Raw genomic sequence first — 26,489 nt, forward strand, 5'->3', positions numbered from 1 at the left:
TGCTCAAGCCCTTTCCCCCAAGCTCGCTTGGGGGAGAGGGTTGGGTGAGGGGGTGACGCCGTGCACTTCTTCAACCTCGACGAAGTGCACCGCGCATGCCCCCTCACCCCAGCCCTCTCCCCCGCAAGCCTGCGGGGGAGAGGGAGCAAAACCCCTGCCGCACCTTTGCGGCGCACTGCTCAAGCCCTCTCCCCCAAGCTCGCTTGGGGGAGAGGGTTGGGTGAGGGGGCGACGCCGTGCGCTTCTTCAACCTCGACGAAGTGCGCCGCGCATGCCCCCTCACCCCAGCCCTCTCCCCCGCAAGCCTGCGGGGGAGAGGGAGCAAAACCCCTGCCGCACCTTTGCGGCGCACTGCTCAAGCCCTCTCCCCCAAGCTCGCTTGGGGGAGAGGGAGTTGCTTTCTACGACTCCGCCATCGCGCGCAGCGGTTCGAACATCCAGTCGATCAGCCGCCGCCGGTCGAGCATCACGTCGGCCTCGGCCTTCATGCCCGCCTGCAGCGCATGCCGGCGCCCTTCCGGGCCGACGGTCTGCGCGTCGAGCTTCACCTGCACGCGATACACCGGCTCGGTCGTCGCGAGCGGAAACGGCAGCTCTTCGGCGCGCACCGCGCTGGTCGCGACCGACGCCACCTCGCCTTCCTGATGCCCGTAGCGCTCGAACGGAAACGCCGGATAGCGCAGCTTGACGCGCTGCCCGTTGCGGATCAGCCCGATCGCCGCGCTCGTGACGTACAGCGACGCCTGCAGCGACGACTCGGACGGGAGCAGGTGCAGCATCGTCTGGCCCGGCGACACGCCCTGCCCCGCGACCGCGATCACCGCCGCGACGCGGCCGGCTTCCGGCGCGATCACCTGCACTTCGCGCCGCGCCTCGCTTTCGACGAGGCTCTGTTCGAGCGCCGCGATGTCGCGGTCGAGCGCGCCGCGCTCGGCGCGCTGGCGCAGCGGCAGCTCGTCGATTTCCACTTGTGCCGCGCGCAGACCGTTCTGCGCCGACAGCTTTTCGCGCCGCAGCGACTCGAGGCCCGCCTTGCGGTCGAGTTCGGACTGCTTCAGACGCTCCATGTCGAGCTCGGACACCACCTTCGACGCACGCAGCTTTTCGTAGCGGCGATAGCTGTCGACCGCGAGCTGCAGCTGCTGCTCGGCGACCGCGACGTTCGCGTCGATCGACTTGAGTTCGAGCGCGAGGCCTTCCGCACGCTCGCGCGCGGACCTGAGCTGTCCGCGCTGGCGCGTGTCCAGATCCTTCACGTCGGCGGTCAGGCTCGCGAGCCGCTCGCGCTGGCGCTCGACGATGCGCGCCTCGGTCGACGGCGCGTCGGCGACCGAGCGCTCGGACGACAACACGTACAGAACGTCGCCTTTGTTCACGACGTCGCCTTCGCGCACGCGCAGTTCGCGCACGATGCCGGTCTGCGGCGGCACGATGCGCAGCACGCCCTGCTCGGGCAGCAGAAAGCCCTCGACGCGCACGCGCCGCGTGTACTGCCCCACGAACAGGAAAACGATCGCCGACAGCGCGATGAAAAGCGATATCGCCGACAGCAGGCGCGCCGACAGCGGCTGCGACAGGATGATCTCGCCGAGGCCCGTGCCGGTCTGCGCCTGCACGGCTTCCGGTCGAAACAACGGCAGAATTTTCGATTCGCCCTCGTCGCTCATGCGCCGCTCCTGGCCCGGGCGCGCACCGCTTCGCAGCCGCGCCGGATCAGCTCGTACAGTACCATTTCGTGCGCGCGGCCGTTGTCGGTGAACCAGCGGTTGCAGCTCATGTGCACAAGGCTCGGCAAGACCGAGGCGACCGTGCCGTGCAGCTTTCCGGCCGCTTCGGTTTCGCGCAGCGCATCGCCGATGCGCCGGCGCTCGAGCGCGTCCGCGTCGAGCGCGGCCGCGACGGCCGCGGGGTCGGGCAGGCCTTCGGGCAGCGCGCCGGCGCAGATCGCCTGCAGGCTGCCGGAGAACTCGCGGTACTTGTTGCCGAGCGTCGCCAGACGCTGCTTGCGCATCGAGAATTCGTCGAGGAAGCGCCCGGCCTGATACGCGAACAGGTCGGCGCGCGCTTCGGCGTCGAGCCCGAAATCGCCGAGGCCGCGCACGAGCGCCGCGGCCGCGAGCTGCCAGCGCGCGGCCGGCGGCGCGCCGCGCAGTTCGCGCAGCAGATTCGCGACGAGCCTGCTGTCCTGCGCGAACCAGCGCTCGCACAGCGCCATGCCGTCGAGGCCGCCGTAGCGTTCGATCTCGCGGTCGTAGCTGCCGATGTCCACGCGCACGATCGAGCCTTCGCCGCGCAGTTGCGCGAGCGCGTCGGCGAGTCGCGGCATCGCCTCGCCGGCGAGCCGCGCGGGATCGCCGGTCAGGCGCAGGCGCAGGTGCCAGTCGGGATCGGCGTAGCGGATGTAGAACCAGTCGGCGCACGCGCCGGAGGCTCGCAGCGCGTCGGCGAGCGGCGCGAGGCGGTCGACGAGCACGCGGTCGAGCACGCTCGCGCCGCCGTACACGCGGTAGTACAGCCAGTCCGAACCCGGCAGGCGGCACCGCTGCGCGGCGTCGACGGCGAGTGCGCCGGTCTTGGCCTCGTAGCGTTTGCGCAGTTCGCGCTGGCGCGGATTGCTCTCGTCGGCGCTCGCGCCGGCCGGCGCGGACGCGCGCTTGAGCGGCAGCACGATCTCGTGCGCGTAGCGGTCGCCGTCGCGGCCGACGCACAACTGCGCCGGATCGGCGTTGAGTTCGATGAGCGTGAGCGCGCGCTTCTGCTTCAACGCGTCGACGAGCGTGTCGACGGCCACCGGATTGTCGAAGTCGATCGCGAGCACGTTGTCGAACTCGACGATGCCGACGAGGCGCGGCAGACCCAGCGATTGCCGCCACGCGGCGGCGGCGGCGCCGCGCGCCGCGTCGTCGGCGTCGACGAGCGCCTTGGCGCCGTCGGCCTTGACCTGCCACTGCGCCGGCGCGAGCACGACGCGGCCGTGACGCAGCCGCGGCAGGCGCGGCAGGTTGCCGAGCTGGCTGCCCCACGAGAAGCCGCCCATCACCGATTCCTGGTACTGCACCTGGCACAGGAAGCGGTAGACGCCGAGCGTGTCGGCGCCGTAGTTGTGCGCGTTGCTCATGCGCGGAATCACGCGCTTGCCGAGGCGGCGCGAATACAGTCGCACGCTGCGCCCCTGCACTTCGACGTCGAGATCGTCGAGCGCGATGCGCCGGTCGGCCGGCGCGCCGGAGCGGCCGAGCACGGGGATCTCGTAGTCGCGCAGCAGCGGCCGGCACACGACGTTGCCCAGGCGCTCCTGCGGCAGGTGCACGATTTCGGCGAACACGGCGTCGGGTTCGCTCGCGCTTTCGGCGCGCAGCGACGCGCGCGCGCATTCGGCCAGCTCTCCGTCGCCGAAGCAGAAGCGGCCGAGCAGGTTGATCGCGCTCGGTCCCCACACGCTGTGCATGACGATCGCGTAGTCGCCCTGCGCGAGCGCGGCGGCGTCGGGCGCCAGCAGCGTGGCCATCGCCGCGAGCGAATGCGGCACGCCTGCGCGTTCGGTGTCGGACAGCGTCGGCAGATCTTTCGCGTCGAGCACGATTTCGTCGACGCCGCGCGCGATGGCGTCGTGCCAGCGCGCGAGCATCAGCGCGTCGCCGCGCACGCCGCCCGCGGCCGCCTCGCCGCCGCCGCTCCAGGCGACGCCGTCGAGCAGCGCGCTCGGCACCGCCGCGGCGCGACCGCTGCCGATGCCGGTTTCCTCGTCGAGCACGTCGAGCAGCGGCACGCGGCGCTCCTCGTAGCGCTGCGCGAAGCGGCGCGCGAAGTCGTCGAGCGGGCCGTTGCGCCACGCGCCGAGCGACACGAACGCCTCGGCGGCGCGCGCGACTTCGGCGAGCACTTCGTGCGGCAGACGCAAACCTTCCACATCGCGATAAAGATCGACCTGGAACAGGCGATCGCGGCGCAGGTTCGCGTCGAGCGGCGCGAGCGCGTCGGCGACCGCGTCGTAGGTCGCGGCGGGCTGGCCGAGATCGGCCGCGTCGAGCGCCGCGAGCCGGTCGCGCGCGGCGCCGAGTTCGGGCAGGCCCGGCGCGTCGGGCGCGAGCGCTAAGAGTTCGTCGATCAGCACCGGCAGGCATTCGCGGCCGGTGACGCACGGCTCGAGCGTCGGCACGAGCAGGCGGCTGTCGATCAGGCTGTCGATGAATTCGAGCGCGTCGGCGCGTTCGATCTCGGCGTCGGCGGCGCAGAGCGCCGCGACGATCGCCTCGATGTCGCAGCCGTCGCCGTCGGCGCATCGCAGCGCGACGTCGAGATATTCGCTCGCGGCGACCGAACTCAGCGTATAGCGGCGCACTTCGCTTTTGAGTTCCCACTCGACGTAGTGCCAGCGGTCGCCGACCGCGTGGCCGCAGTCGTTGCGGCGCACGCGCAGGCGCGGGCGCAGCGCCGGATCGCGCGCGAGCTTTTCGCCGAGCGCCGCGACGGTCGACGTGTCGAGCCGCGTGTGCCGGCGCAGGCGCGATGCGGCGTCGAGATCGAGACCGCCGACCGCGCCTTCGCGACCGAGGCTCAGCGACGCGAACAGGCCGAACGGCGTGGGCCGCGTGCACATGCGCGCGACGTAGCGGTACAAAGCCTGCGCGAGCTTCGCGCCTTTTTCGTTCGAGGCGTTCCAGTCCCAGCCGGACAACCGCTCGTGCAGCGACGACGACGCCAGCAGCACCGCTTCGCGTACGCGCGCGTCGTCCCACAGCGCGCGCAGCGACGCGAGCGACGCGGCGCGATCGGCCGCGCTCGCGCCGCCGGCGAGCCAGCGCGAGACGGGCATGAGCGGCGCGCGCAGCGCGAAATAGTCTTCGGCCGCGAACAGGCCCGGTACCGCCTTGCGCGCGGGCGACGCGGCCGGCTTGGCGGCGAGTTCCGGCGTCGCGAGGCTCACGGCTGCGCTCCGCGCGGCAGGTCGGTGCCCTGCTGCGCCCCGCGCGGCAGGTCTGTGAGGTACGGCGCATCCCACGCGTCGGGATCGCCGGTCAGGCAAGACAGCAGCGCAAGGCCCACGCCGGCCGCGCCGGTGATCCAGCTCACGCACGCGACCGGAAAATACTGCCCGTCTTCCCACTCGGCGCGAAACACGCCGGCCGTGTGCGGAAACTGCGCCAGGCGCATGTCGAGCGTGCGCTGCGCCCAGAAGCGCGCGGCCTGCGCGAGGGATTCGTCGCCCAGCTGCTGCCACAGGCGCAGGAACACGAGCGCGGCGCCCGCGCTGCCGTGGCAGATGCCCATGTCGTTGACGAAGCATTCGTCGGCGCTGCGCGACGCGCAGTCGCGCGCGATCTCGAGCGCGAACGCGCGCCAGTCGTCGCGGCCCGCGGCGTCGGCGGCGCGCAGGACCGCCGCGCACACGCCCAGATCGCCGTAGCACCACGCCAGGCGCGTCGGCCGGTCGCTTTCCGCAAACGACGCGAAGTAGCCTTTTTCGCCGGTCGACGGTTCGCGCCCCGGCAGGCGCAGGCTCTGCGCCTGCAGCCATCGCATCGCGCCGTCGAGCAGCGGCCGCGCGGTTTGCGCGTGGCAGTCCGATTCGATGCAGCGCGCGAGCAACCCGATCACGCCGGGCACGCCGTGCGCGAGACCGAGATTGTGGTAGCCGTTCGGAAACAGCACGCGCTGATGTTCGGGCAACAGGTGCGGCTCGGTGAACCAGGTCGTGCCGTTTTCGTTCGTGCGTGCGAGCTTGACGAGGTGCGCGAGCGCCGCGCCGACGAGCCGGTCGCGCCACGCACGGTCCGGATGGTCGAGCGCGTACAGGCCGTCGCCGACGACGCCGCTGATGAGGTCGTAGTCGCCCGTCCACTGCGCGACACCCAGGCGCAGCGTCAGCGTGCGGTCGATCTCGTCGCTGAAATCGGGATCGAGCGGTTCGTCGTCGAGCCAGGCGATGCGGCGCAGCGCCCAGGTCGTGCCGGTGAGGCCGCCGATCCAGTCGAAGCGCAGCGGGTCGCCGCCCATCGTCTCGAGCGTGGCCTGCGCGTGCGCGAGCGCCGCGTCGCGCGCATCCGCGTCGCCGGTCGCGCGATGCCACGCGGCGAGAAACTGCGCCGGCCCGATGCGCCCGCGCGCAAGGCCGGTGCCTTCGAATTCGTGCGCGTCGGAGCGGCACACCGCCGCCAGTTCGCGGCAATAGTCCCAGACGGCCTTGCGCAGTTCGCCGTGCAGCGGCGAGTTCGCCGGCGCGAGCGGCGCGGCATGCATGGCTTGAGCGGCGGCGTTCGCCGTCGTTGCGGGTTCGTTGGCGAGCATCGAGTTCATGCGTTATCCGGAAAGTCTTCACCCAGCGGAACGACGATCGGTACGCGAACCGTACCGGTGGTGCCCGCGCCGCGATCGGCGCGGGCGGTACATCAGCAGCGGCCGGTCACGCAGATGCGCACCGGGAACGTCTGGCACGGCGACTGCGTGTCGCGCTTCGGACCGATGCCGATCCTGCCGTCGTCGGCGTCGTCCGCCTGGACGTCGCGACCGCCCGCGACCGCCTCGGACTCCTGCGCGGTCAGCGTGCGCAGCGTTTCTTTCGAGAGGACGATTTTTTTCATGATCATTCCTTGCGTCATGGCATTACTCGAAATCGAAGGCCGGCTTCGCTCGCGAAGCCGGCCCGTCGTGCAAAGTGCCGATCAGGGAATGACGCAGCGCGGACGACGCTGCGTTTCGGTCGGCGGGCAGCCGTTCGTCGGGCACGCCGCGGTGCAGTTGTTCGTCTGCGGCGGGCATCCGACGGTGCACGCGGCGGTCGCGCAGCCGTCCGTCGGCGGCGGACAGTTGTTCGTCGCGCAAGCCGCGACGGGGACGCTTTCAGTACCGCACGGGCCCTGCTTCGGAATGCACGTATTGCTCACGCCGCCGGCGACGAGCTCGGATTCGTTGGCGGTCAGCACGCGCAGGGTTTCTTTCGACAGCTGGATCTTTTTCATGGCTCCCTCCTGGTCGGTTGCATGGACGCGACGAATCGATCCGACATTCGGATGCTCATTCCCCGCGCTCGTCTCCACCACCCGCCCCCCGGCGTCGTGGAGCCGGCAGCCTAGCCCGGCGTACGGCATAGCGCAAACTTGTTTAGATATTCCAGAGTGCTACTCGTCACGTTTTTGAGAATTACCGCGACGAGGCGCCGATTCGCGATCGCGCGCGTTTCCGCTGTCGAAATCCGCGAGCGCGATGCAAGCGAACGCTCCCCGCCCGCAGGCGGAGAGCGTTCTACCGGTGTCACGGCGGGCAGCGACGGACCGTCTCGGTCGTCGTGACGGTGCCGGTACCGGTGCCGGGGCAGCCGGCGGCCGGCGTGGTCGGCGTCGGGCAGGTGGCGGCCGGCGACGTCGGCGACGGGCACGTCGCCTGCGGCGAGGTCGGCGTCGGACCGGTGGTGCCGGTGCCGGTCGTACCGCCGCAGCCGGTGGCGGGCCGCGTTTCCGTCGGATTGCAGTCGTCGCGCAGGCTGCCGCCGCCGACCGCGCGTGCCTCCTCGGCGGTCAGGACGCGCAGGGTTTCTTTCGACAAATGGATCTTTTTCATGGTTCGCCCTCTCGTTTTCGTTGCCGCAATGGCTGCGCGCGGTCGGCCCCGTGCCTTACCGGCGCAACGGCCACGCTAGTGACGGGGCGCGCATCGATCGAGAGCGAAGTGCGGCGCGCGCGGGAGGCGGCGCGGCGCGAGCGGGACGATATTTCGGGAAACCCGCTACAAAACAACCTGTTGAGATTTGCGCAAACGCCGCCGAACCGCAGCGGTTGCCAAACCGGACGCGCGGCTCTTCGGTGAAAGGGCCGCGCGCGAAACGCGGTTTGTTACAGCGGGCAGGCCGGACAGCGCGCCTGCGGACGCGTCGGCGACGTCTGCGGCGGCGGGCAGTTCGTCGTCGCCGGGCAGTTGGTCGTGTACGGCGGGCAGCCGTTCGTCGGGCACGCGTACGTCGGCGGGTTGCACGGCTCCGGATTGGAGATCGGCGCGGGGCAGCGCGCTTCCGGGATCGTCGACGGCGGCAGGCCGCCGGCAACCTGCTCGGCTTCCTGCGCGGTCAGCACACGCAGCGTTTCCTTCGACAACGAGATCTTTTTCATCGGAAATCCTTCGCATCTGGCTGATGACAAACGCGAACGCACCTCTCGTCCGCGCGAGGGGCAGGCGATCGCAAGGTTCACGACCCGCCCCCGGCGCCGTGCAGCGCGCAGCCTATGCCACCCCGACGCAGACAGCAATAAGGAAACTCTGAACAAGTTCAGAGTTTCCGCGAGCCATGGATGGCTCGCTCGCGCGTCAAGCACGCAAGTGCTTGACGCGGCGTGAGTCGAGTCCGGACCTGCGCCGGACTCGACGCGGGGCGACAAGTGCAGGATGGACTTGTTCGCCCCCATCGGTTCGTACATGTTGCATTGTGTCAAGGTTACGGCGTTCACATAAGTACGATGCCGCAAACAACGCCCGCCGCCGAACCCGGCGGCGGACGCGGCTACGACCTCAGACCGGACAGTTGCGGGTTTCCGGACAGACCTGCGTCGGTTCCGGGCATTGCGACGTGAGCGTCGGCGGGCACGGCACCGACGTCGTGGTGGGACAGCCGTTGGTCGGACACGTATTGGTCGGACAGGCCGCGCTCGGACACGCGCCGGTCGCCGTGCCGCAGCCCGTCGCCGGGCGGGTTTCGGTCGGATTGCAGTCGTCACGGCGCGTCACGAGCGCGCCGCCCGCGACGTCCGCGGCTTCCTGCGCGGTCAACACGCGCAGCGTTTCTTTCGACAACGAGATCTTTTTCACGATTCGACTCCTTCCTTGCGGCATGCCGTGATGCGCGACTCGCGCGCCGGCATGCTTTGCGCGCGAGTCGCGCCGACCGTAGAAAGCGCCGCGCCGGCGGTCGAGGAAGGCGCCGGCCGCATCCCGGCGCAAACCGGGCGCGCGCGGGCGGCGTTTTTTGCAAACGCGATAAGTATCAATCGCAAGGAATGACAAGCGGTACGCGCAAACGCGCAGGAATCGCAAAATCGGGCTCGCCGCGGACCGGTGCGCGCCGTCCGCGACCGTGACCTACGGCAGACCGGACTGCGCGGCTTTTTCTTCGGTCTTGGCGCGATCCCACAGCGCGTCCTGCTGCGCGAGCGTCAGGCCGGCGAGCCCGCCGCCGGCGGCGGCGAGCTGTTCCATGCGCCGGAAGCGGCGCTCGAACTTCGCGTTCGCGCCGCGCAGCGCCTGCGAAAAATCGACCTTGCCGTGCCGCGCGACGTTGACGCAGACGAACAACAGGTCGCCGATCTCGTCGGTCAGCCGCGCCGCGTCGCCGCTCGCGAACTCGGCGCGCACCTCGTCGATTTCCTCGTGCAGCTTGTCGATCACGGGCTCGATCGACGGCCAGTCGAAACCCACCGTCGCGGCGCGCTTCTGCAGCTTGAGCGCGCGCTGCCATTCGGGCAGCCCGCGCGAGACGCCGGCGAGCGCGCTGTCGTCGGCCTCGCCTTTTGCCGCGCGCTCGGCGCGCTTGTGTTCTTCCCACGCCTGCGTCTGCGCCTGCGCGTCGGCCACTTCGGCGTCGGCGAACACGTGCGGGTGACGGCGGACCATCTTCGTCGAGATCGCCTCGACGACGTCGCCGAAATCGAAGTGTCCGGCTTCTTTCGCCATCTGCGCATGGAATACGACCTGCAGCAGCAGGTCGCCGAGTTCTTCGCACAGGCCCGGGTAGTCGCGCCGGTCGATCGCGTCGGCGACCTCGTACGCTTCCTCGATCGTGTAGGGCGCGATCGTCGCGAAATTCTGCTCGACGTCCCACGGACAGCCGCGCTCGGGATCGCGCAGCGTCGTCATGATGCGCAGCAGGTCGTCGATCGTGTGCATGCAGCGGATCCTATTCGCGGAACAGGCCGACCCAGTCGACCGAACGGTCGCCGTAGGCGATGAAATCGCCGTTGAGCAAGGTGTCGCGGACGTTGTAGCGGAACGGCCGGCCCGCAAGATCGGTCACCGCGCCGCCCGCCTGCTCGAGCACGCACTGCGCCGCGGCCGTATCCCATTCCGACGTCGGCCCGAGGCGCAGGTACAGGTCGGCCGCGCCTTCGGCGATGCGGCAGAATTTCAGCGAAGAGCCGAGCGAGAGTTTTTCGACCGGCGCGACGCGCGCGAGCAGGTCGGCCTCGCGCGCGCTCGCGTGCGAGCGGCTGCCGGCGACGACGAGCGGTGTCGCGCGCGCGCGCGCGGCGATCGCACGCACCTCGCCGCCGCGCGACTGCGCCCACGCGCCGCCGCGGTCCCACGCGAACCACAGCTCGCCGGTCACCGGCGCCTGCACGACGCCGAGCACCGGGCGGCCCGCGTCGATCAGCGCGATGTTCACGGTGAATTCGCCGTTGCGCTTGACGAATTCGCGCGTGCCGTCGAGCGGGTCGACGAGCCAGTAGCGCGTCCACGCCGCGCGTTCGGCCGCTTCGATCTGCGCGGATTCTTCCGACAGCACCGGCAGGTGCGGTTCGAGCGCTTCGAGGCCCGCGACGATCGTTCGGTGCGACGCGAGATCGGCCTCGGTCAGCGGCGAGCGGTCGTCCTTGTGTTCGACCGCGAAATCCGCTTCGTATACCTTGATAATTTCTTCGCCGGCGGCGTGCGCGAGCGCGCACGCGGCGCGCGCGAGCGCGGCGAGATCGAGATCCGCCCCGATCATGCGCCGGGCCTGAAACGGCCGGCGAGATATTCGCGCGCGATGAACAACGCCGCGATCGAGCGGCCCTCGCTGACTTCCTCGTGGCCGAGGAGTTCGTGCAGCTGCGACAGCTTCCACGGCACCACTTCGAGTTCTTCCGGCTCGTCGCCCTGCAGACGCTCGGGATACAGCTCCTGCGCGAGCACGACGTGCGTCATGCTCGTCATATAGGCCGGCGACAGCGACAGCGTCGTGAGTATCTTCAGATGCCGCGCGCCGAAACCGATTTCTTCCTTCAGTTCGCGGTTCGCGCCCTGTTCGACCGTTTCGTCCTGGTCGAGCCGGCCTTTCGGCAGTCCCAGCTCGTAGCGATCGACGCCGACGCCGTATTCGCGTACGAGCAGCACCGTGTCGTCGTCCCGCATCGGCACGATGATGACGGCGCCGAGGCCCGAGCCTTTCAGGCGTTCGTACGTGCGGCGTTCGCCGTTGGAGAATTCGAGGTCGATCTGCTCGACGCGCAGGAAGTGGCTCGCGTCGGCGAGTCGGGTGGCATGGATTTTCGGTCGTTCGCGCATCCGCCGATTCTAACCGGCCCGCGTGACCGTTGGCACTTCAAGGCGTTGCGGCGCGGAACTCGGCCAGCGCCTTCGCGTGCAAGGCCGGCGGCCCGGCGAGGATGCTCGTCGTCGCGAGGTCAGGCGCGGCGCCGGCAAGGTCGGTCACGACCGCGCCGGCTTCGCGCAGGATCACCACCAGCGGCGCGGCGTCGAGGATGTTGAGGTCGGACTCGATCACGAGATCGATCGCGCCGCGCGCGAGCAGATGGTAGTGGTAGAAATCGCCGTAGCCGCGCGTGCGGCCGCAGCGCTGCACCATCGACGCGAGCGCCTGCCACCGCGCGTCGCGCGACAGCGTCTTGACGTTGCCGAACGAGATCGCGGTGCGCGCGTCGAAATCGCCGGCCGCCGAAACGCGCACGCGCTCGCCGTCGAGCCACGCGCCGCCGCCGCGCCGCGCCCACGCGGTTTCGCCGAACGCCGGCGCGTGCGACACGCCGGCGACGAGTTCGCCGCGATGCATCAGCGCGATCTGCGTCGAGAACATCGGATAGCGCCGCACGAAACTCTTGGTGCCGTCGATCGGATCGATCAGCCAGAGAAAATCGCCGTCGCCTTCGCGGCCTTCTTCTTCACCGTAGTAAGCGTGATCGGCGAACGACGCGCGCAGCACGCGCTTGATCGCCGCTTCGGCTTCGCGGTCGGCGATCGTCACCGGCGTTTCGTCGGCCTTCGTTTCGACGTCGAAGCCGGCGCGGTAATAGTGCGCGATCACCTCGGCCGCCGCCGCGGCGGCGTCGCGCGCCACGGCGAGCGCGCGGTCGAGGAAGGCATCGTCGAGCGCCGCCATCAGAACAGTTTCAGCAGCTGGCCGTGGATCTTGAGCAGCGACGTGCCGTCGGCCTGCGGCTCGCCGATGTAGCGCAGCGCTTCGCGCAGCTGATTGTCTTCGGCGCGCACGCCGAGCTTCACGGTCGAGTCGAACTCGCCCGACCGCACGACGAACTGGCCGTCGACGACGAGGCTCGACGTGCCGTCGTCCTTGACCGTGCCGGCGATGCTGCCGTCCGGCGCCGACGCGAATTCCGCGAGCACGTCGCCGAAGCGCGCCTCGGCCTCGCCGACGACGCCCGCTTCGCGCCAGCGCGCGCTGCCGCGGGCGCCGGCGATCCAGCCCCCGACGATGCGCCCTTCGGAGAGCGAGCCGTCGACGGTGCCGAGCAGCTTCAACGCCGGAATGTCGAGCGCGGGCGCGGCGAGTTCGGCCGGGAACGAGAACTTCGCGTTGCGTACGAGCACGCTGCCGTCGGAATCGCGCGTCGCGTCGCCGCTCGCGCTGATCGACGCGCCGCCGAGCGACGCGTTGGCCACGACGCGACCGAAGACGATCGGCGTCTTCTCGACATGCCATTCGAGCGCGCCGAGCGGTTTGCCGAACGCCGACACCGTGCCGGCGCGGCCTTCCCAGACGGTGCCGGCGACGCCCGACAGCTGCAGGGGGCCGAGGTTCGGCCTGAACCAGCGCAGCGCGAGATCGGCCGGCAGCGTCAGTGCGACGACGGCGACGATCACGACGAGCACGAACAGCAGCATCACCAGCAGACGTATGGCTCTCATCGGAATTTACTTTGTGCAATGGTTCATTGTCGCAGGAAAACCCTACGGCTCTTCGAGCGTGACGCGTGCGTTGACGCGCCCGCTGCCTTCGGCGCGGTCGGCCGAGAAGTCGGTCGCGATCACGCCGAAATCGCGGCCGAGGCCGTCGAGCCAGTCGGCGATCGCGTCGAAATCGGCCGCTTCGAGGCTCACGCGCACCGATTTGGGACCGGTCGGCTCCACGCGCTTCAACGCGTTCGCGAGCAGCGCGCCGCGCGCGGTGGCATCGGCCAGCGCGAGCAGCGACTTGCCCTGCCGTTCGACCTTTGCGCGCGCGCCCTGCCCGCGCAGCGTCTGCGCGCGCGCGGCCTGTTCGCGCATCGTGGCGAGATCGGCCTCCTGCGCGGCGACGCGCACGCGCAGGTCGGCGCGCGCGCGGCTGAGCGGATTCCACGCGAGGCCCCACACGAGCATCACCGCCGCGAGCGTGCCGCCGATCGCGAGCATCCGGCGTTCGCGCGGTTCGCGCGAATTCCACCAGTCGCGCGCGGTCACGGCGTGCCTCCGGTGATGCGCAGGCGGCCGTCGACGCCGTTCGCACCGGGGTTGGCCGCGGTCACTTCGACCTTCAGGCCCGGCACGGTGGTCAGGCGTTCGCGGATCGTGTCGAGCGTCGGCACGTCGGGCGCGGTCAGCGACAGTTCGAGCACGCCGTTGCGAAACTCGATGCCGCGCGTGGTTACGCGCGTCGTCGAACCGACGATCGGCGCGATGCGGCCGAGCGCGTACATCGCGCCGCCGCTAGCGTCGGACCCGCCCAGGCGCGCCAGCGCGCTTTTCATCAGCGCCGCCGGTTCGCCGGCCACTTTTTCCATTTCCGGAAAATGTTCCAGAAGAATGCCGCGCATCGCGGCGTCGAGGCGGTCGGACTGGCGCGCGAGCGCATAGCGCTCCATCGCGGCCTGCGCGAACGCGAGCACGAGCGCGAAGCCGGCCAGCATCGAGGCCATGCGCCACAACCGCGCGACCGGCGCGCTGCGGTGGCGCGGCGCGTAGTCGCCCTGCAGCAGGTTCAGCGCCGGCTCGCCCGGCATGCCCGAGGCGAGCAGCGCAAGCGGGTCGCGCTGACGCTCGTGGTACGCGCGCGGCTTCACCGGCAGCGCCAGCGGCGGCGCGACGCGCGCGTCGTACACGTCGATCTGCGGCAGGCTGCCGTCGTTCGCGAACTCGAGCCAGTCGCTCAGGAAATCGACGTCGATGCTGGCGGCGCGCCAGGCAGCGAGGCGCAGCTCGGCCTTGTCCTGTTCGATCAGCAGGCCGCCGACCGGCAGCGCCAGCACTTCCGGGACGATCGCGTCCGGATGCACGCCGGCTTCGGTCAGTACGGCGAGCCAGGCCTTCAGGCGCGCGTGCGCGACGGCGGCGACGCCGACGCGGCCGTCTTCCACTTTCGGCGCAAGTGCAAAATGCAGCTCCTCGACCGGCTGCGCGATCTGGTCTTCGAGCGCGTAAGGCACGGCCTTGACGAGCTGCGCGCGGTTTTTGGCGACCGCCGCGGTTTCGAGCAGCAGCACTTCGGATGCCGGCACGAACACGACGACGCCGGCCGCCTGAGCGACGGCCTGGGCCGGCGGCAGGCCGTGCGTCGCGCCGGCGAGCGCGCGGCCGTCGGCGCCCTGGGCGAGCCAGGTGCTGCGACCGTCGGCATGAAGGCGGATCAACAGGCGATGCGGCATAGGAAGCTGAAAGACGAGGCCGCCGGAGTGTAGCGCATCAGTCCGAGCCGCGACTGCGCTGCAGCACGCGCATGCCGGCATCGCGGTCGACGAGGCTCGTCGGGTAGAAGGTCAGGCCGTCGAGCACGAGGGTGCCGCGCGCGAGGAAATAGCGGCTTTTGATGTCGAGGCCCGGACGTGCGCCCGGATCGAGGAAGATATTCTGCTTCGCCAGTTCGTCGAACAACTGGTCGACCGACATCCACCGCGCCTGGCCTTCGTTCCACAGGCGCTTGGCGACCTCGTCGGTGATGCGCTCGTTGATCGATCGCAGCACGGCCGGCGTCGCGGTGTTGATGTTGAGCAGACTGCCCGCCGGCAGCGCGCACACGTGCGGCGCGAGCTTGGCGTAGATCGCCGGCGTCACGCCTTGCACGAGCCGCAGCTCCGTGACGTGGGCGAACACGCGGTTCGCGGCGCGATACGGCGGTTCGAGCGCGGCGTAGGCGCTGTCCTCGGCGCCGTTGCCCTGCGTGCCGCCGCCGGGCTCGCCGTCGTCGTCGAGCCAGTCGACGACCACTTCGGTCAGCGACGGATCGATCTGCAGCGCGGTCAGCAGGCGGCGGAAACGCTCGACCCACAACGTCTGCGGCACGGTAACGCTGCCCGGCCGCAGGTTGTTGAGGTTGAAGCAGCCGTTCATGTCGCGCATCACGGCGCCGATCGTGCCGCCCGGCACCGGCGTCGGCGGCATCGGCAGGCTCCACAGGTCGCCGGCCGCGTCGTACGTGTTCTGCTCGAGATCCTTCGCGAGCACTTTGGCCGCGAACGCTTCGAGGCCGCGCGCGTAGGCGTCGGCCTGTTCGGCGCGCAGCGCGTTGCGCGTGCGCGCGGCCGACAGTTCGCCGCGGTCGACGAGACCCGCGATCAGCACGGTCGCGAGCGCGACCACGAGCAGCGCGATCAGCAGCGCGACGCCGCGCTGGCGCGTGCCGCGGCTCATGGCGCCGCTCCGCCCGGCGTCGCGCGGCCGGGCGTTTCGACCAGCCGCGTGATTTCGCCGAGGCCTTCGACGTCGACGCGCAGCTCGACCGCGCGCGGCAGCGCGTCGGGTTCGACGTCGCGCGGCGGCCACGCGTCGAGCCAGCGCCCGCGCGGGTCGAGATAGCGCAGACGCAGGCTGCGCACGCCGTCGCGCACGTCGTTGAACACGGGCAGCGTTCCGGCCGCGCGGTCGAGCACCGGATAGCGACCGCGCCGGAGCTTCTTGCCGTCCTGCTGGTACAGCACGCGTTCGAGCGCCGAACGCGCCGCATTCGGTCCGCCATAGCCCAGGCGCGTGAATTCGAGGCTGTCGCCGTCGCCGACGAGCGCCGGCAACACCTCGCCGTAGTTGCCGCGCACGGGACGCGCCACGACGGCCTGCACGTCGCGTTCGAACGCGCCGACCGCGCGCTGGATCTGCGCGAACGCCTGCTGCTCGTCGACCAGCGCGGCGCGCGCGCGGATCACGGCGTTCAGACCGCCCCACGCGAGCGCCGACATCGCCGCGAACACGGCCGTGGCCACGAGCACCTCGACGAGTGTGAAGCCCCGGCGGCGCGCGTTCACGGCGTCAGATACCGGCTGGTGAAACCGGTCAGCCGCGCGACCGGATCGGTGCGCTCGGCGTCGGCGTACACTTGTACATCAAGGCGACTTATTCCTTCTTCCGTCGTCGGCTCGACGTCGAGCGTCCAGGCCCAGTCGCGCCCGGCGTAGCGCAGGCGTCCGTCGCTGCGCCCCGGCGCGGGGTTGTTCGACTTGAGCCGCGTTTCGGTCAGCACGTTCGCGGCGATCCAGCCCGCGAGCGTGCGTTCGCGCATACCGGCGAAATCGCGCGTGCTGACGCTCGCGGCGTGAATCAGCGCGGTCAGGCTCACGCCGAGCACGACGAGAGCGATCAGCACTTCGAGCAGCGTGAAGCCGCGCGGGCGTCTAGCGGACGACATCGCGTCGCTCGCGCGTGATCGTGCCGTCGGGTTCGCCGTCGATGCGCCAGCGGTACGGCAGGTCGGCCGTGGCGAGTTCGAGGCGGAACGGCGTCAGTTCGCCGGACGCGAAACACACGGCATGCGGCTCGACGGGCGTCTCGCCGGTCAGTTCGATGCGCACGCCGTCGCGCGAGAGCGTCGGCGCGAACGCGCCGGTCCAGCGGCGGTCGCGCAATTCGCCGATCGCGATCGGTGCCCAGCGTTCCTCGTTCGTTTCGCTGAAGAAGTAGCCGTCGGGCTTGAACGTGAGGCCGATCGGGCGGCCGCCGAGTTCGGCGCGTTCGCAGGCATAGGCGATCAGCGCTTCGAGGCGCTCGCCTTCGCGTTCGAGCTGCCGTTCGCCGCCGCTCCCCGCGATCGCGATGCTGACCGCGGCGGCGAGGATCGCGAGGATCACGACGACGACGAGGACTTCTATCAAGGTGAAGCCGGTCGCAAAAACCTTCGTGCGAGACGGACGCAGACGCCGCCCCCTCACCCCGCCCCTCTCCCCCGAGCAAGTTTGGGGGAGAGGGAGATCGCAGCCCTCTCCCCCAAATGCTTTTGGGGGAGAGGGTCGGGTGAGGGGGCGACGCTGAATTTCGCCTCGCGCACGACGCGGCGTCATCACCGTGGTCCGATCACTGCGCCCAATTGCCGATATCGCCGTTCTCGCCGTCGCCGCCGCTCTTGCCGTCGGCGCCGAGCGTGTAGACGTCGATTTCGCCGTGCGCGCCCGGCGCCAGGTACAGATAGGCGCGGCCCCAGGGATCTTTCGGCACGCGGTCGAGATAGCCGCCCTTGCGCCAGTTCGGCGCTTCCGGCGTGCCGGCCGGCCGCGTCACGAGCGCTTCGAGGCCCTGCTCGGAAGCGGGATAGTTGAAATTGTCCAGTTTGTACGTATTGAGCGCGGTCACGATCGCCTGGATGTCGGCTTTCGACCGTGCGACGCGCGCCTCGCCGGGATGCTGCATGACCTGCGGCACGACGACGGCGGCGAGGATCGCGAGGATCACGACGACGACCAGGACTTCGATGAGCGTGAAGCCGCCGGCACGGCGGCGGCGCGGCATTGCGATGTTCATGCGTGACCTTGCGCTTGCTGCAGGGGAAGAACCCGCCGATCATAGCAAAGCCATGTCCGTATCCTCCCCCGTTCCAACGCGGCGCTGGCCGCGCGCGATCTCGCCGTCGTCTGGCATCCCTGCACGCAGATGCACGACCACGAAACCCAGCCCATGCTGCCGATCGTGGAGGCGCAAGGCGTGTGGCTGACCGACGCCGACGGCAAGCGCTACGTCGACGCCGTCAGCTCATGGTGGACGAACGTGCTCGGCCATCGCCATCCGTGCATCGTCGCGGCGCTGAAAGACCAGCTCGACCGCCTCGATCATGTGATGCTCGCCGGGTTCACGCACGAACCGGCGCTCGAACTCGCCGAGGAACTCGTGCGCGTCGCGCCCCCCGGACTTGCCCGCGTGTTCTACGCCGACAACGGGTCGAGCGCGATCGAAGTCGCGCTGAAGATGAGCTTCCACTATTGGCTCAACCTCGGACGCGCCGGCAAGACGCGTTTCATCGCACTGACCGGCAGCTATCACGGCGAGACGCTCGGCGCGCTGTCGGTCACCGACGTGCCGTTGTACAGCGCGACGTATGCGCCGCTGCTCACGAAACCGATCCTCGCGCCCTCGCCCGACGCCTACGAGGGCGCGCCCGGCGAGACGCCGGCCGGCACCGCCGCGCGGCGGCTCGGCGAGCTGCGCGCGCTGCTCGAGCGCCACGCGCACGAAACCTGCGCGGTGATCGTCGAGCCGCTCGTACAGTGCGCGGCGGGCATGCGCATGTACGACGCGAGCTATCTCGCCGGCCTGCGCCGGCTGTGCGACGAGTTCGACGTGCATTTCATCGCCGACGAGATCGCGGTCGGCTTCGGCCGCACCGGCACGTTGTTCGCGTGCGAGCAGGCACGGGTCACGCCCGATTTTCTGTGCCTGTCGAAGGGGCTGACCGGCGGCACGCTGGCACTGTCGGCCGTGCTGACGACGAACGCCGTGTACGACGCGTTCTACGCCGAATATCGTGCGGGCAAGGCGTTTCTGCATTCGCACAGCTTCACCGGCAATCCGCTCGCGTGCCGCGCGGCGCTCGCGACGCTGCAGGTATTTCGCGACGAGCCGGTGCTCGCGAACAACCGCGCGCTCGCGGCGCACCTGGCACAACGCCTCGCGCCGCTGCGCGATCATCCGAACGTCGCCGACGTGCGCCAGACCGGGATGATCGCGGCGGTGGAACTCGTACGCGACCGCGCCACGCGAGAGCCGTTTCCCGCCCACGAGCGCCGCGGCCTCGCCTGCTATCGCTACGCGCTCGACGAGGGCGTCGTGCTGCGGCCGCTCGGCAACGTCGTCTACATCATGCCGCCGTACGCGATCACGACCGACGAGATCGACCTCGTCGTCGACACCGCGATGGCCGGCATCGCACTCGCGGTGCGCTGATGTTGCTTGTCGCAAATACGTTGGATTGACGTTCGGATGGCAACGTCGCAAGACGAGGCGCTGCGAGGAGTCGTAGCGGTAGTACGGCGACGAACGGCAACGCAGGATTACGGCGAAAGACGTCGGAATTCTCCGACGTATCCACGGAACACGACACGAGGCGCTACCAGCACGCGCCGTTCGTGTGCGACGGCGCGGGCGCGGGGCCTTTCGCACCGGCGTTGTCGATCGTCAGCGTGCCGCACTTGTCCTTCAGCTGCGCTCTCGTCGGCGTCGCCGACAGCGTGAAGGTCTGATCGTTCGCGCCGAGCGTCGCCGCGATCGTGTAGTGGCCGCGCTCGGACGCGACGGCGTTGCCGAAGCGCAGCTCGACGAGCGTGCCGTAGCGGTTGAAATTCGTGAAGTAGCGCTCCTGCGCGCTCGCCACGCGCATCAGCATTTCGCGCCCCTCGGCGCGACGCGCGCGAAACGCATAGTTCGAATACGACGACATCGCCATCGCCGCGAGCACCGCGACGATCGCGACGACGGTGACGAGTTCGATCAAGGTGAAACCACGGCCGGGCATGCGCATCGATCAGACCTCGCGAAGAAGCGCCGCGGCGGGACGGCCGCCGCGGCGCGGCCGAATCAGGGGTTCGATTCGTAGACGTTGAACAGCTCGCGCCAGCTCTGGCGCGTCCAGTACGGCGAATCCACCCGGATCGGCGGCGTGTCGGCCGGCGTATCGCCGATCAGGACCTGCAGCGACCCGCCGCCCTGCCCGACGCCGACGGTCGCGCTGCCCGATGCCGGCGGGTTGCTGACGACGCGACCGACCGTCATCCTGTCGCCGCCCGGGATCGTCACTTTCGGCTGCATCCGCTCGGCGTCCTTGAACGCGACCCCGCCCGTGCTCGCATCGACGACCATCGTCGCGCCCGAACGCGCCGACGAACACGGATCGCCGCCGCTGAGCGGAATCAGCGACGTCAACACGACGAGCTGGCTCGCGTCGAGCGCCGTGGCGGTTACGGTATTGCGCTCGCCGGCCGCCAGCGGCAACGCGATGCGCCAGCCGGGGCTCGCTTTCGGCACGTCGGCGGCGGTCAGGTTGCGCAAACCGTTGTTCCCGCCCGCCGCGCTCAGCGTCTGCGCGACGAGCGAACCCGGCAGGATCGGATACGTCACGCTCGCGGCACCGTTCGAGTAAGTGAAATCGCGAACCCCGAAGAAGGACTGCGTCGCGACGCCCGTCGTCTCACGATCGGGCTCGCCGATGAACTTGCCGGTCCCGAAAATCCAGATCGGCGCCTGCGCGATGCGATCGCCCATGACGAGCGGCATCACCGTGATCGGCAGCTTGCCGACATCGCCGTCCTGCGCGTAGGTCTTGAAGAAATGCTTGACCGTCCATTGACCCGGATCGGCCGCGCCGATGTCGAACCGCCAGAGATTGCCGGCCAGGTCGCCGGCCATCAGCACGTCGGTCGTCAGGTTTTCGTCGGCGTCGTAGGCGCCGGGACGCGACAGGCCGTAGCTCGTGACGTTGGCCGGCGTCTGCAGTTCGCGGATCACGTTGCCGGTCTCAAGGTCGAGGACGAACAGCGACGTGCGGTTGGCCGCCGCCGCCGGTGCGTCGCTGTCCAGGCCGTCGACGGGGAAGTAGCCGCTCGCGACCACGACGGCCCACTTGCCCGTGTTGAGACGCACGATGTTGGCCGAACCGTAGGTGTAGCCGAGGTTGCCTCCCCCGGCGCCGCCGCTGTTGAATTCCCACAGCACCTTGCGCGCGACGGCCGTCTCGTTGCCGACCGCCGCGTCGCTGATGTCCAGCGCGTAGACGCCGCGACCGCCCAGACGCAGCGTGCCGACGAGCACCGTCCGCCACTGCCCGTTGATGAAGGCGTCGTTGGAGATCGGCGAATCGTCCGCGCCGGGCACCAGGCCGCCGCTCGGCTGCGTCATGCGCGTCATGCGGCCGTTCGCGATCAGCGTGCCGGGAACATACGCCCAGCGTTCGGCGCCGTTCGTCGCATCGAACGCGTGCAGCATGCCGTCGTTCGAGCCGACGTAGAGCGTCGGCGCGCGATCGCGCTTCGCCAGCACATAGTTTTCGTAGGAATTGCCGGCAGCATAAGCACGATGTTCGGGCGAACCGAACGGGAACGCATCGCGCAATCCGCCGGCGGATGAGACGTACAGCGGCTGCGAATCGATGATGGCGCCCAGAAGGCCGGTGCGCGCGCGAAAATTCGGCGCTGCGGTTTCGGCCGCGCGGTCGCCGCGCAGGTAGTCGACACGGCGGCTCCCGAGTCCGTCGCTGCTCCAGTGCGCGGGATTTTCGCGGCGCGTGCGGTCGCCGGTCACGAGCGCCGGATTCCGATCCAGCACGTTTTTCTGCGCGGCCGACAAAGAGGCGTACTGGAACGGCTTGCCGGTGTTGCCGTCGTGCGTGACGATCACGCGCGTTGCCGGCGAACGGGCGGCCAGCTGGGTGGCCGCGCTCCACTGGTTCGCCGTCGACGGCTTGCCGTCGGCGCCCATCGACCGCGCGAACAAGTCGCCGCTCCAGGTCGTGGAGCTGTACGAAGTACCGAAGGCGAGATTGCCCGCCGTCAGGATTGCCGACGTCGCCGACGCCGTCGTCGTTGCGCCCTGGCGATCCGCGGTCGCCGAACGCAGCAGATTTTCGATGCCGTGGATCAGCGCTTCCGGATCGCCCGCCGACAGGAATCCGCCGCGGCTGTTGACCGCCGCGCGCCACGTGTCGTCGAGCTTGCGCCGGTCGCTTTCGTTGGTCTGCGGCACCGGCCAGCGCAGGCCGCCGGTGCGCAGCGAGCGGATCGTTCCGGCCATCTCCTCCGGCGTCGAACTTGGCAAGGTACCGGCGATGCCGAGGCCCACCGTGTAGTTCACCATGTGCTGCCATGTGGCCGGATCGTTGGCCGGATTGAAGTAGATTTCATCGTCGTCGAATGGCCGCGTGACCGGTCGCGTGCCCGGATCGGTCACCCCGGTACGCGAATCGGCGAGGTACTGGGGAACATGGTTCGCAAGGTCCGGCCTCAGGTCGTTCGCCCACGAGCGAAAGCCGAGGTCGGCGAGCGACGGCGCGGCCGCGTTGTCGGACGGCCGGGTTTCGTTCGCGTATACGCGGGTGTGCGGCGAGGACGGCCGGTACTGGCGACCGTCGGGCAACGCGAAGGCTTCCGATACCCTGGGGCTGGCGTCGGCGGGAGTGCCTAGGTTCCAGTAGCCGTCGGTCACGAACAGGTGAAAATTCTGGCGGCAGGTCAATTCCCGCCCGCCGTTGGGTTGCCCCGGGATGTTTTCCCAATAGGGATTGAACCTGCCGTTCGCGCCGGTTCCCCTGCCATTGGAGAAACCGCTCGAGAAAAACGTCATCGCGCGTCCCATCGCCTGGCGGTTGGGCGTCCCGCTGCCGTTCACACGGTCGGTCAGCAGCCACTTGAAGAACGCGTCGCGAGCCGTCCCGGTGAACGCTTCGATGGTCGAGTCGTCGCCGAACGGGCTTCTCGTCAGGTTCTGGTAGGCGATGCGGAACGCATCTCCGCTGCCGGCGAACGCCGTCGCGAGCGACGAGCGCGCCATCAGGCTGCGCGTTCGATAGTACGAATACCAGTTGGCAAAGTTTTTTCTGGTCGGGGCCCTGCGCGTTCATCGCGACGAGAGTCAACGTCCCGTTCGCCGAGCGCTCGTAGTAGAAGCCCCCGTCGTGAACCACCCTGCCCGCGGTGCGCACGCTGTCGGGGATGTCGCGCGCGGCGAGCTGGTTGCTCTGTTGCGGGTAGTCGAGGCCGCCCGCGAACGAGTCGAACTTCGCATAGAACGCACGGGACAGGTTGACGATGTTGGCCGTGCACGACTCGCCGAGCGAACCGTCGGCCGGAACGTTCGCGCAGATGCCGTCGCGCCATGCGGCGTTGTAGCTCGCGTCGGGAAAGCGCGAGACGCCGTCCGGCTTGAGCGGCGGCAGATACGTGATCGACGGGTTGTAGTAGATCGTGTTGTCGCCGGAGTGATAGTACTGGCGGGAAAACCGCGTGCCGGGGCCGGTCGCGTTGCTGTTGGACGCGCTGCCGTCTCCCACTTCGTCCGGCATGTAGGCACGCGACATCGAGGGCGAGTCGTCGAACGTCAGCGCGATGTTCGGCTTCACGGCGGTGAGGAGATCCGGCGGCGCGGGATCGAGATCGACGCCGACGGCGTGCGATGCACCCGCGGCGCAAACGCTCGTCGCAAACGCGACGCCAAGGCGGTATCGGCGAATCTTCATGGCGCCCCCGGGCTGAAGCCCTTCGGAATCAATGCGACGAACGTGCTCTCGGACACGCGCTGCACGCTCGTATTGCCGCCGTCGGACCGCGCGGTGATGCGATAGATGCGCAGCGCCTGCGGATCGCTCGCTCCGCCCTTGCCTTGCGTCATGCCGGCCTGCGCGCCGGTGCGGTCGCCGACCGGATCGTTCGGCGGCCGAAACTCGCCGACGTCTTCGACGATGTAGACCGGTCGCGACGCGAGGTTCGCGGTCTGCTCGTCGCCGGAAAGGCCGGTGACATCGATTTTCGCGACGTTCGCCTCGCCGCCGCCCGGCCGATAGCCGGGCCGGCTGCGAAAGCGGTCGACGCGCGGATCGATGCCTCCGTAGACCCGCGCGAAGCAGCCGACGCCGTCTTCGCCGACCTTGCCGCCGGCGCCGCAGTAGAACAGCAGCCGTTTCGCCGCATTGGTGCGACCGGCGAGACCCCACAGATACGATTCGCCGTAGCGCAGCGCGCTTTCGCTGCCCATGAGCCCGAGCTGCGCGTTGCGCAGACCGCCGGTCATGCGCTCCTGCAATACCGACGTGCCGGCAGCGGTCAGCGCGAGCAGCGTCAGCAGCAGCAGAAAAACCAGTGCGACGAACAGCGCGGCACCGGATTGGCGCCGGCGGCGATACGGAACGGGCGGGACGTGATGGTGCATGCGTGCCTCGCGTCAGCGGAAGTTGCGGGCCGTGACCTGCGCGACGAATTCGCGCCGCATCATGCGCCCCGCGGGAAGGCCGGACGGCAACGTCGCGGGCGGCGTGCGAATCTCCGGACCGTCGATGCCGTAGCGGTAAGACGTGTCGACCTCGGCAACGCCGACGTCGCCGACCGTGTTCAACAACAAGTGCACTTCGATGCTTTTTACCGAACGCCACCCGCAACCGGCTTCCACGGCAACGCCGGACGGCGCCGCCGGGCAGTTCGTAAAGCCCTGCACCTCGCCGGCATTGAGAAAGGCGATGCGTCCTGCGGCGTCTTCGACGCCGTAGAGAAAATCGAGCCGCTCGACGCCCTCGGCGATTTCCTGCTCGCGCATGCCGCCTTCGCCGTCGGATTCGCGGCGCATCAGCACCGGCACCACGCGCCCGGGATGGTCCGGATCGCCGTCGGTGCGAACCTTGAGGTAGTACGTGACCGAGACGAAATCCTTCGTGAAATTGAACAGGCGCGGATCGCCGTCGACGACGCGCGGATCGTTGATGCTCGCGCTCGCCGGGCAGCGGATTTCCGCGCCTGTCGCGAGCGACGACGGCGTGATGACGTTGCCGGCCACCTGAGCGGTGAAAACGTTCGCGTTCGAGCAATCGCTGACGAGCACGGCGTCGCCGTTTCGCACCGATAGCGGCGTCGACAGCGCGTCCGGTGCGACGGTCATCGCCTTGCTCGCGAAGTCGCACCGGCTGACGAACCAGCCCGGGTTGCGCAGATAGCGCACCGTGAGGACGTCGCTGCCGCGAACGCGATTGCCGTCGGCGGTGCCGGGTACCGGTATCGTGGTCGGCACCGATGGCGTCGCGGGGCGGCAGCCGGAGCCGTCGCAGTCGTAACCCTGCATGAAATACCGCGGGCTCAATGCGACCGACGCGCCGCCCGAAAGATTGCCGCCGCTCCAGTCGGGAAACGTGAAGTTGCGAATGTGCAGCATCGGCGCACGCAACGGCGCCTGCACACCGTTCGGCGTCGACACGGCATCGCCGACCGACGTGTTGCTGCAGTACTGCGCCGACGTCATGCGCAGATCGCTCGCGATGCGCGAAATCACGTAGCGGCCGTTTTCCTGCATCCGTGCGAGACCGTTCTGCACGAGATTCGTCCGCGACGTCGTCGTGAACAGCGCGACGATGCCGGCCGACACGAGCAGGCCCAGTATCATCGCGACCATGAGTTCGATCAGGCTGAAGCCGGTCTTGCGGCGCGGGAGGGACGCGGGTCGGATTTTCACGGCTGGAACTTCCACGCGAAGGTCTGCTTGTCCGGCTGCGGCTGTTGGCGCGCGAGGCTGCCCTCGCTCCAGTTGACGACGATCGTGCACAGGCCGTCATACGGCGGACGGCCCGACGTGTCGGCCGGCGCGGGCGCGGTGCCGCGCACGCAACGGATCGTCGCGTCGGCGTTCGGCAGAAACTGCGCGAGGTCGCGGCCGAACGCGCGGTTGTCGCGATCGGCGAGCGCCGCGAAATCACACGGCGCCGCCGCGATGCACGCACCGGCGCTGCCCGCGCCGCCGAGCGGCCACGTCTTCGCGTAGGCGCCCGACCACACCGCGCGTGAGTTCGCGCGCATGCGATCGGCCATCGACTGCGCGACGAACGAGGCCTGCGTGCGCAGGTAGGCGCTGTGATTCGTCTTGACCGCGACGACGAGCAAGCCGGCCATGCCGAGCAGGCCGATCGAGAGCACGAGCAACGCGACCATGACCTCGATCAGGCTGAAACCGGCGATGCGCGCACGGGATTGCGCACGCGTGGCACGCGGCCGACGAACGGCGGTCGATGACGAAAAGAAGGTCCCTAGCATGACGGTGCGGCCGACGTTCTCGTATCGCGGCGTGCGACGACGATGCCGCTCGCGCGCACCTGGATGAATCGCGACTTCGCCGCATTGCGGTCGGACCGGCAGACGTTGACGTCGACGCTCGCCGCGCCGACGAGCTCGCCCTGCACGCCGAACACCACGCGGTTCGCCGATGCGCCGCCACCCGCACGAACGGCGTAGCCGTCGGCGACCGCGCCGTGTGCGGCGACCCTCGTGGCGAAGGCGCCGTCGCGGCCGCTGTCGGCGTAGACGCCCCAGCCGCTCGACCAGTCGGCACCGCCGCCGGCGCCCAGCACCGCGACCTGTACGCCGCGCTTGGCCGCCTCGGCGCGGGCCTGCGCAAACGCCCCGACGAGGTCGTTCGCGATCGTCGTCGTCGTCGACCGCGCCATGATTTCGCGGAAGCTCGGCACCGCGAGCGTCAGCGAGATCGCGACGACCGCGAGCGCGGCGATGAGTTCGAGCAGCGTAAATCCGGTCGGGCGGTACGGGATGCGGGAATACGATGGTTGGCGATCGATCATCGGCATGCGTCTCGGGCAGCGTCGTCCGTACGGCCGGACGTTCGTCGGTCGACCGCCCGTGATG

Annotated in this window: 27 protein-coding genes; 1 reads left to right on the forward strand and 26 read right to left on the reverse strand. The window is 69.5% G+C overall.

The window, feature by feature from the left end; genetic code table 11:
* Positions 1-401: 401 nt before the first annotated feature.
* From OD750_RS24135 to gspG, 20 genes are all read right to left on the reverse strand, one after another.
* Positions 402-1,667: an HlyD family secretion protein gene (locus OD750_RS24135; protein WP_263541181.1), complete on the reverse strand. Its 1,266-nt coding sequence runs from the start codon at positions 1,665-1,667 to the stop codon at positions 402-404.
* Complete coding sequence (locus OD750_RS24140; protein ID WP_263541182.1) at positions 1,664-4,927, reverse strand: lantibiotic dehydratase; 3,264 nt, start codon at positions 4,925-4,927, stop codon at positions 1,664-1,666. The genes OD750_RS24135 and OD750_RS24140 overlap by 4 nt, the downstream gene beginning before the upstream one ends.
* Positions 4,924-6,297: a lanthionine synthetase C family protein gene (locus OD750_RS24145; protein ID WP_263541183.1), complete on the reverse strand. Its 1,374-nt coding sequence runs from the start codon at positions 6,295-6,297 to the stop codon at positions 4,924-4,926. Before OD750_RS24145 ends, OD750_RS24140 begins: the two co-directional genes overlap by 4 nt.
* A gap of 92 nt (positions 6,298-6,389) precedes the next feature.
* Positions 6,390-6,581, reverse strand: a complete 192-nt coding sequence (locus tag OD750_RS24150; RefSeq protein ID WP_263541184.1) for a class I lanthipeptide — start codon at positions 6,579-6,581, stop codon at positions 6,390-6,392.
* An 81-nt stretch (positions 6,582-6,662) separates the two neighbouring features.
* Complete coding sequence (locus OD750_RS24155; protein ID WP_263541185.1) at positions 6,663-6,959, reverse strand: hypothetical protein; 297 nt, start codon at positions 6,957-6,959, stop codon at positions 6,663-6,665.
* Positions 6,960-7,251: 292 nt separating this feature from the next.
* Positions 7,252-7,557 carry a hypothetical protein gene (locus OD750_RS24160; RefSeq protein WP_263541186.1) on the reverse strand — a complete coding sequence of 102 codons (306 nt, stop codon included), beginning with the start codon at positions 7,555-7,557 and terminating at the stop codon, positions 7,252-7,254.
* Between the two features lie 272 nt (positions 7,558-7,829).
* Positions 7,830-8,102 (reverse strand): class I lanthipeptide, encoded by a 273-nt coding sequence (locus tag OD750_RS24165; RefSeq protein ID WP_263541187.1) that lies wholly within the window; start codon positions 8,100-8,102, stop codon positions 7,830-7,832.
* Between the two features lie 397 nt (positions 8,103-8,499).
* Positions 8,500-8,796, reverse strand: a complete 297-nt coding sequence (locus OD750_RS24170; protein WP_263541188.1) for a hypothetical protein — start codon at positions 8,794-8,796, stop codon at positions 8,500-8,502.
* Between the two features lie 270 nt (positions 8,797-9,066).
* On the reverse strand, positions 9,067-9,870 hold the full coding sequence (gene mazG / locus OD750_RS24175) for a nucleoside triphosphate pyrophosphohydrolase (RefSeq protein ID WP_263541189.1): 804 nt from the start codon (positions 9,868-9,870) through the stop codon (positions 9,067-9,069).
* A 10-nt stretch (positions 9,871-9,880) separates the two neighbouring features.
* Complete coding sequence (gene cysQ / locus OD750_RS24180; RefSeq protein ID WP_263541190.1) at positions 9,881-10,690, reverse strand: 3'(2'),5'-bisphosphate nucleotidase CysQ; 810 nt, start codon at positions 10,688-10,690, stop codon at positions 9,881-9,883.
* Positions 10,687-11,247, reverse strand: a complete 561-nt coding sequence (nudE, locus tag OD750_RS24185) for an ADP compounds hydrolase NudE (protein ID WP_263541191.1) — start codon at positions 11,245-11,247, stop codon at positions 10,687-10,689. Before nudE ends, cysQ begins: the two co-directional genes overlap by 4 nt.
* Before the next feature lie 37 nt (positions 11,248-11,284).
* Positions 11,285-12,079: an inositol monophosphatase family protein gene (locus OD750_RS24190; protein ID WP_263541192.1), complete on the reverse strand. Its 795-nt coding sequence runs from the start codon at positions 12,077-12,079 to the stop codon at positions 11,285-11,287.
* On the reverse strand, positions 12,079-12,846 hold the full coding sequence (gspN, locus tag OD750_RS24195; protein ID WP_263541193.1) for a type II secretion system protein N: 768 nt from the start codon (positions 12,844-12,846) through the stop codon (positions 12,079-12,081). The genes OD750_RS24190 and gspN overlap by 1 nt, the downstream gene beginning before the upstream one ends.
* A gap of 42 nt (positions 12,847-12,888) precedes the next feature.
* Positions 12,889-13,380, reverse strand: a complete 492-nt coding sequence (gene gspM, locus OD750_RS24200) for a type II secretion system protein M (RefSeq protein ID WP_263541194.1) — start codon at positions 13,378-13,380, stop codon at positions 12,889-12,891.
* Complete coding sequence (gspL, locus tag OD750_RS24205; RefSeq protein WP_263541195.1) at positions 13,377-14,546, reverse strand: type II secretion system protein GspL; 1,170 nt, start codon at positions 14,544-14,546, stop codon at positions 13,377-13,379. Before gspL ends, gspM begins: the two co-directional genes overlap by 4 nt.
* 52 nt (positions 14,547-14,598) lie before the next feature.
* Complete coding sequence (gene gspK / locus OD750_RS24210; protein ID WP_263541196.1) at positions 14,599-15,543, reverse strand: type II secretion system minor pseudopilin GspK; 945 nt, start codon at positions 15,541-15,543, stop codon at positions 14,599-14,601.
* On the reverse strand, positions 15,540-16,151 hold the full coding sequence (gene gspJ, locus OD750_RS24215; RefSeq protein WP_263541197.1) for a type II secretion system minor pseudopilin GspJ: 612 nt from the start codon (positions 16,149-16,151) through the stop codon (positions 15,540-15,542). Before gspJ ends, gspK begins: the two co-directional genes overlap by 4 nt.
* Positions 16,148-16,531 (reverse strand): type II secretion system minor pseudopilin GspI, encoded by a 384-nt coding sequence (gene gspI / locus OD750_RS24220; RefSeq protein ID WP_263541198.1) that lies wholly within the window; start codon positions 16,529-16,531, stop codon positions 16,148-16,150. Before gspI ends, gspJ begins: the two co-directional genes overlap by 4 nt.
* A complete protein-coding gene (locus tag OD750_RS24225) occupies positions 16,518-17,180 on the reverse strand; it encodes a prepilin-type N-terminal cleavage/methylation domain-containing protein (RefSeq protein ID WP_263541199.1) in 663 nt (220 codons plus the stop codon). The genes gspI and OD750_RS24225 overlap by 14 nt, the downstream gene beginning before the upstream one ends.
* A gap of 13 nt (positions 17,181-17,193) precedes the next feature.
* Complete coding sequence (gene gspG, locus OD750_RS24230; RefSeq protein WP_263541200.1) at positions 17,194-17,637, reverse strand: type II secretion system major pseudopilin GspG; 444 nt, start codon at positions 17,635-17,637, stop codon at positions 17,194-17,196.
* Positions 17,638-17,697: 60 nt separating this feature from the next.
* Here gspG and OD750_RS24235 point away from each other — a divergent pair, with 60 nt between their 5' ends.
* On the forward strand, positions 17,698-19,053 hold the full coding sequence (locus OD750_RS24235) for an adenosylmethionine--8-amino-7-oxononanoate transaminase (protein WP_263541388.1): 1,356 nt from the start codon (positions 17,698-17,700) through the stop codon (positions 19,051-19,053).
* A gap of 163 nt (positions 19,054-19,216) precedes the next feature.
* Here OD750_RS24235 and OD750_RS24240 read toward each other — a convergent pair whose 3' ends face one another.
* The 6 genes from OD750_RS24240 to OD750_RS24265 all read right to left on the reverse strand — a co-directional run bounded on the left by OD750_RS24240 (position 19,217) and on the right by OD750_RS24265 (position 26,425).
* The gene (locus OD750_RS24240) at positions 19,217-19,621 is read right to left on the reverse strand and encodes a type IV pilin protein (protein ID WP_272842138.1); all 405 of its coding nucleotides are present in this window, start codon (positions 19,619-19,621) and stop codon (positions 19,217-19,219) included.
* Between the two features lie 62 nt (positions 19,622-19,683).
* Entirely contained in the window at positions 19,684-22,647 is a 2,964-nt protein-coding gene (locus OD750_RS24245) for a pilus assembly protein (protein WP_263541201.1), read from the reverse strand.
* A gap of 681 nt (positions 22,648-23,328) precedes the next feature.
* Positions 23,329-24,021: a pilus assembly PilX family protein gene (locus OD750_RS24250; RefSeq protein WP_263541203.1), complete on the reverse strand. Its 693-nt coding sequence runs from the start codon at positions 24,019-24,021 to the stop codon at positions 23,329-23,331.
* A 12-nt stretch (positions 24,022-24,033) separates the two neighbouring features.
* Positions 24,034-25,308, reverse strand: coding sequence for a PilW family protein (locus tag OD750_RS24255; RefSeq protein ID WP_263541204.1), 1,275 nt, complete (start codon positions 25,306-25,308; stop codon positions 24,034-24,036).
* Positions 25,305-25,883 (reverse strand): type IV pilus modification protein PilV, encoded by a 579-nt coding sequence (pilV, locus tag OD750_RS24260; RefSeq protein WP_263541205.1) that lies wholly within the window; start codon positions 25,881-25,883, stop codon positions 25,305-25,307. Before pilV ends, OD750_RS24255 begins: the two co-directional genes overlap by 4 nt.
* Positions 25,877-26,425, reverse strand: a complete 549-nt coding sequence (locus OD750_RS24265) for a pilus assembly FimT family protein (protein WP_263541206.1) — start codon at positions 26,423-26,425, stop codon at positions 25,877-25,879. The genes pilV and OD750_RS24265 overlap by 7 nt, the downstream gene beginning before the upstream one ends.
* Positions 26,426-26,489: the final 64 nt, after the last annotated feature.

Origin of the sequence: Tahibacter soli (assembly GCF_025717065.2) — a bacterium.
Classification (GTDB): domain Bacteria; phylum Pseudomonadota; class Gammaproteobacteria; order Xanthomonadales; family Rhodanobacteraceae; genus Tahibacter; species Tahibacter soli.

Excerpts from the sequence above, each read along its gene's own strand:
- OD750_RS24145 (WP_263541183.1), bottom strand. The coding sequence starts at position 6,297 with ATGAACTCGATGCTCGCCAACGAACCCGCAACGACGGCGAACGCCGCC.
- gspK (WP_263541196.1), bottom strand. The coding sequence starts at position 15,543 with ATGAGCCGCGGCACGCGCCAGCGCGGCGTCGCGCTGCTGATCGCGCTG.
- OD750_RS24150 (WP_263541184.1), bottom strand. The coding sequence starts at position 6,581 with ATGAAAAAAATCGTCCTCTCGAAAGAAACGCTGCGCACGCTGACCGCG.
- OD750_RS24250 (WP_263541203.1), bottom strand. The coding sequence starts at position 24,021 with ATGCACCATCACGTCCCGCCCGTTCCGTATCGCCGCCGGCGCCAATCC.
- gspI (WP_263541198.1), bottom strand. The coding sequence starts at position 16,531 with ATGTCGTCCGCTAGACGCCCGCGCGGCTTCACGCTGCTCGAAGTGCTG.
- cysQ (WP_263541190.1), bottom strand. The coding sequence starts at position 10,690 with ATGATCGGGGCGGATCTCGATCTCGCCGCGCTCGCGCGCGCCGCGTGC.
- mazG (WP_263541189.1), bottom strand. The coding sequence starts at position 9,870 with ATGCACACGATCGACGACCTGCTGCGCATCATGACGACGCTGCGCGAT.
- pilV (WP_263541205.1), bottom strand. The coding sequence starts at position 25,883 with ATGCTAGGGACCTTCTTTTCGTCATCGACCGCCGTTCGTCGGCCGCGT.
- nudE (WP_263541191.1), bottom strand. The coding sequence starts at position 11,247 with ATGCGCGAACGACCGAAAATCCATGCCACCCGACTCGCCGACGCGAGC.
- OD750_RS24240 (WP_272842138.1), bottom strand. The coding sequence starts at position 19,621 with ATGCCCGGCCGTGGTTTCACCTTGATCGAACTCGTCACCGTCGTCGCG.
- OD750_RS24225 (WP_263541199.1), bottom strand. The coding sequence starts at position 17,180 with ATGACGCCGCGTCGTGCGCGAGGCGAAATTCAGCGTCGCCCCCTCACC.
- OD750_RS24265 (WP_263541206.1), bottom strand. The coding sequence starts at position 26,425 with ATGATCGATCGCCAACCATCGTATTCCCGCATCCCGTACCGCCCGACC.
- OD750_RS24155 (WP_263541185.1), bottom strand. The coding sequence starts at position 6,959 with ATGAAAAAGATCCAGCTGTCGAAAGAAACCCTGCGCGTGCTGACCGCC.
- OD750_RS24160 (WP_263541186.1), bottom strand. The coding sequence starts at position 7,557 with ATGAAAAAGATCCATTTGTCGAAAGAAACCCTGCGCGTCCTGACCGCC.
- OD750_RS24135 (WP_263541181.1), bottom strand. The coding sequence starts at position 1,667 with ATGAGCGACGAGGGCGAATCGAAAATTCTGCCGTTGTTTCGACCGGAA.
- OD750_RS24245 (WP_263541201.1), bottom strand. The coding sequence starts at position 22,647 with ATGGCGCGCTCGTCGCTCGCGACGGCGTTCGCCGGCAGCGGAGATGCG.
- gspG (WP_263541200.1), bottom strand. The coding sequence starts at position 17,637 with ATGAACATCGCAATGCCGCGCCGCCGCCGTGCCGGCGGCTTCACGCTC.
- OD750_RS24190 (WP_263541192.1), bottom strand. The coding sequence starts at position 12,079 with ATGGCGGCGCTCGACGATGCCTTCCTCGACCGCGCGCTCGCCGTGGCG.
- gspN (WP_263541193.1), bottom strand. The coding sequence starts at position 12,846 with ATGAGAGCCATACGTCTGCTGGTGATGCTGCTGTTCGTGCTCGTCGTG.
- OD750_RS24165 (WP_263541187.1), bottom strand. The coding sequence starts at position 8,102 with ATGAAAAAGATCTCGTTGTCGAAGGAAACGCTGCGTGTGCTGACCGCG.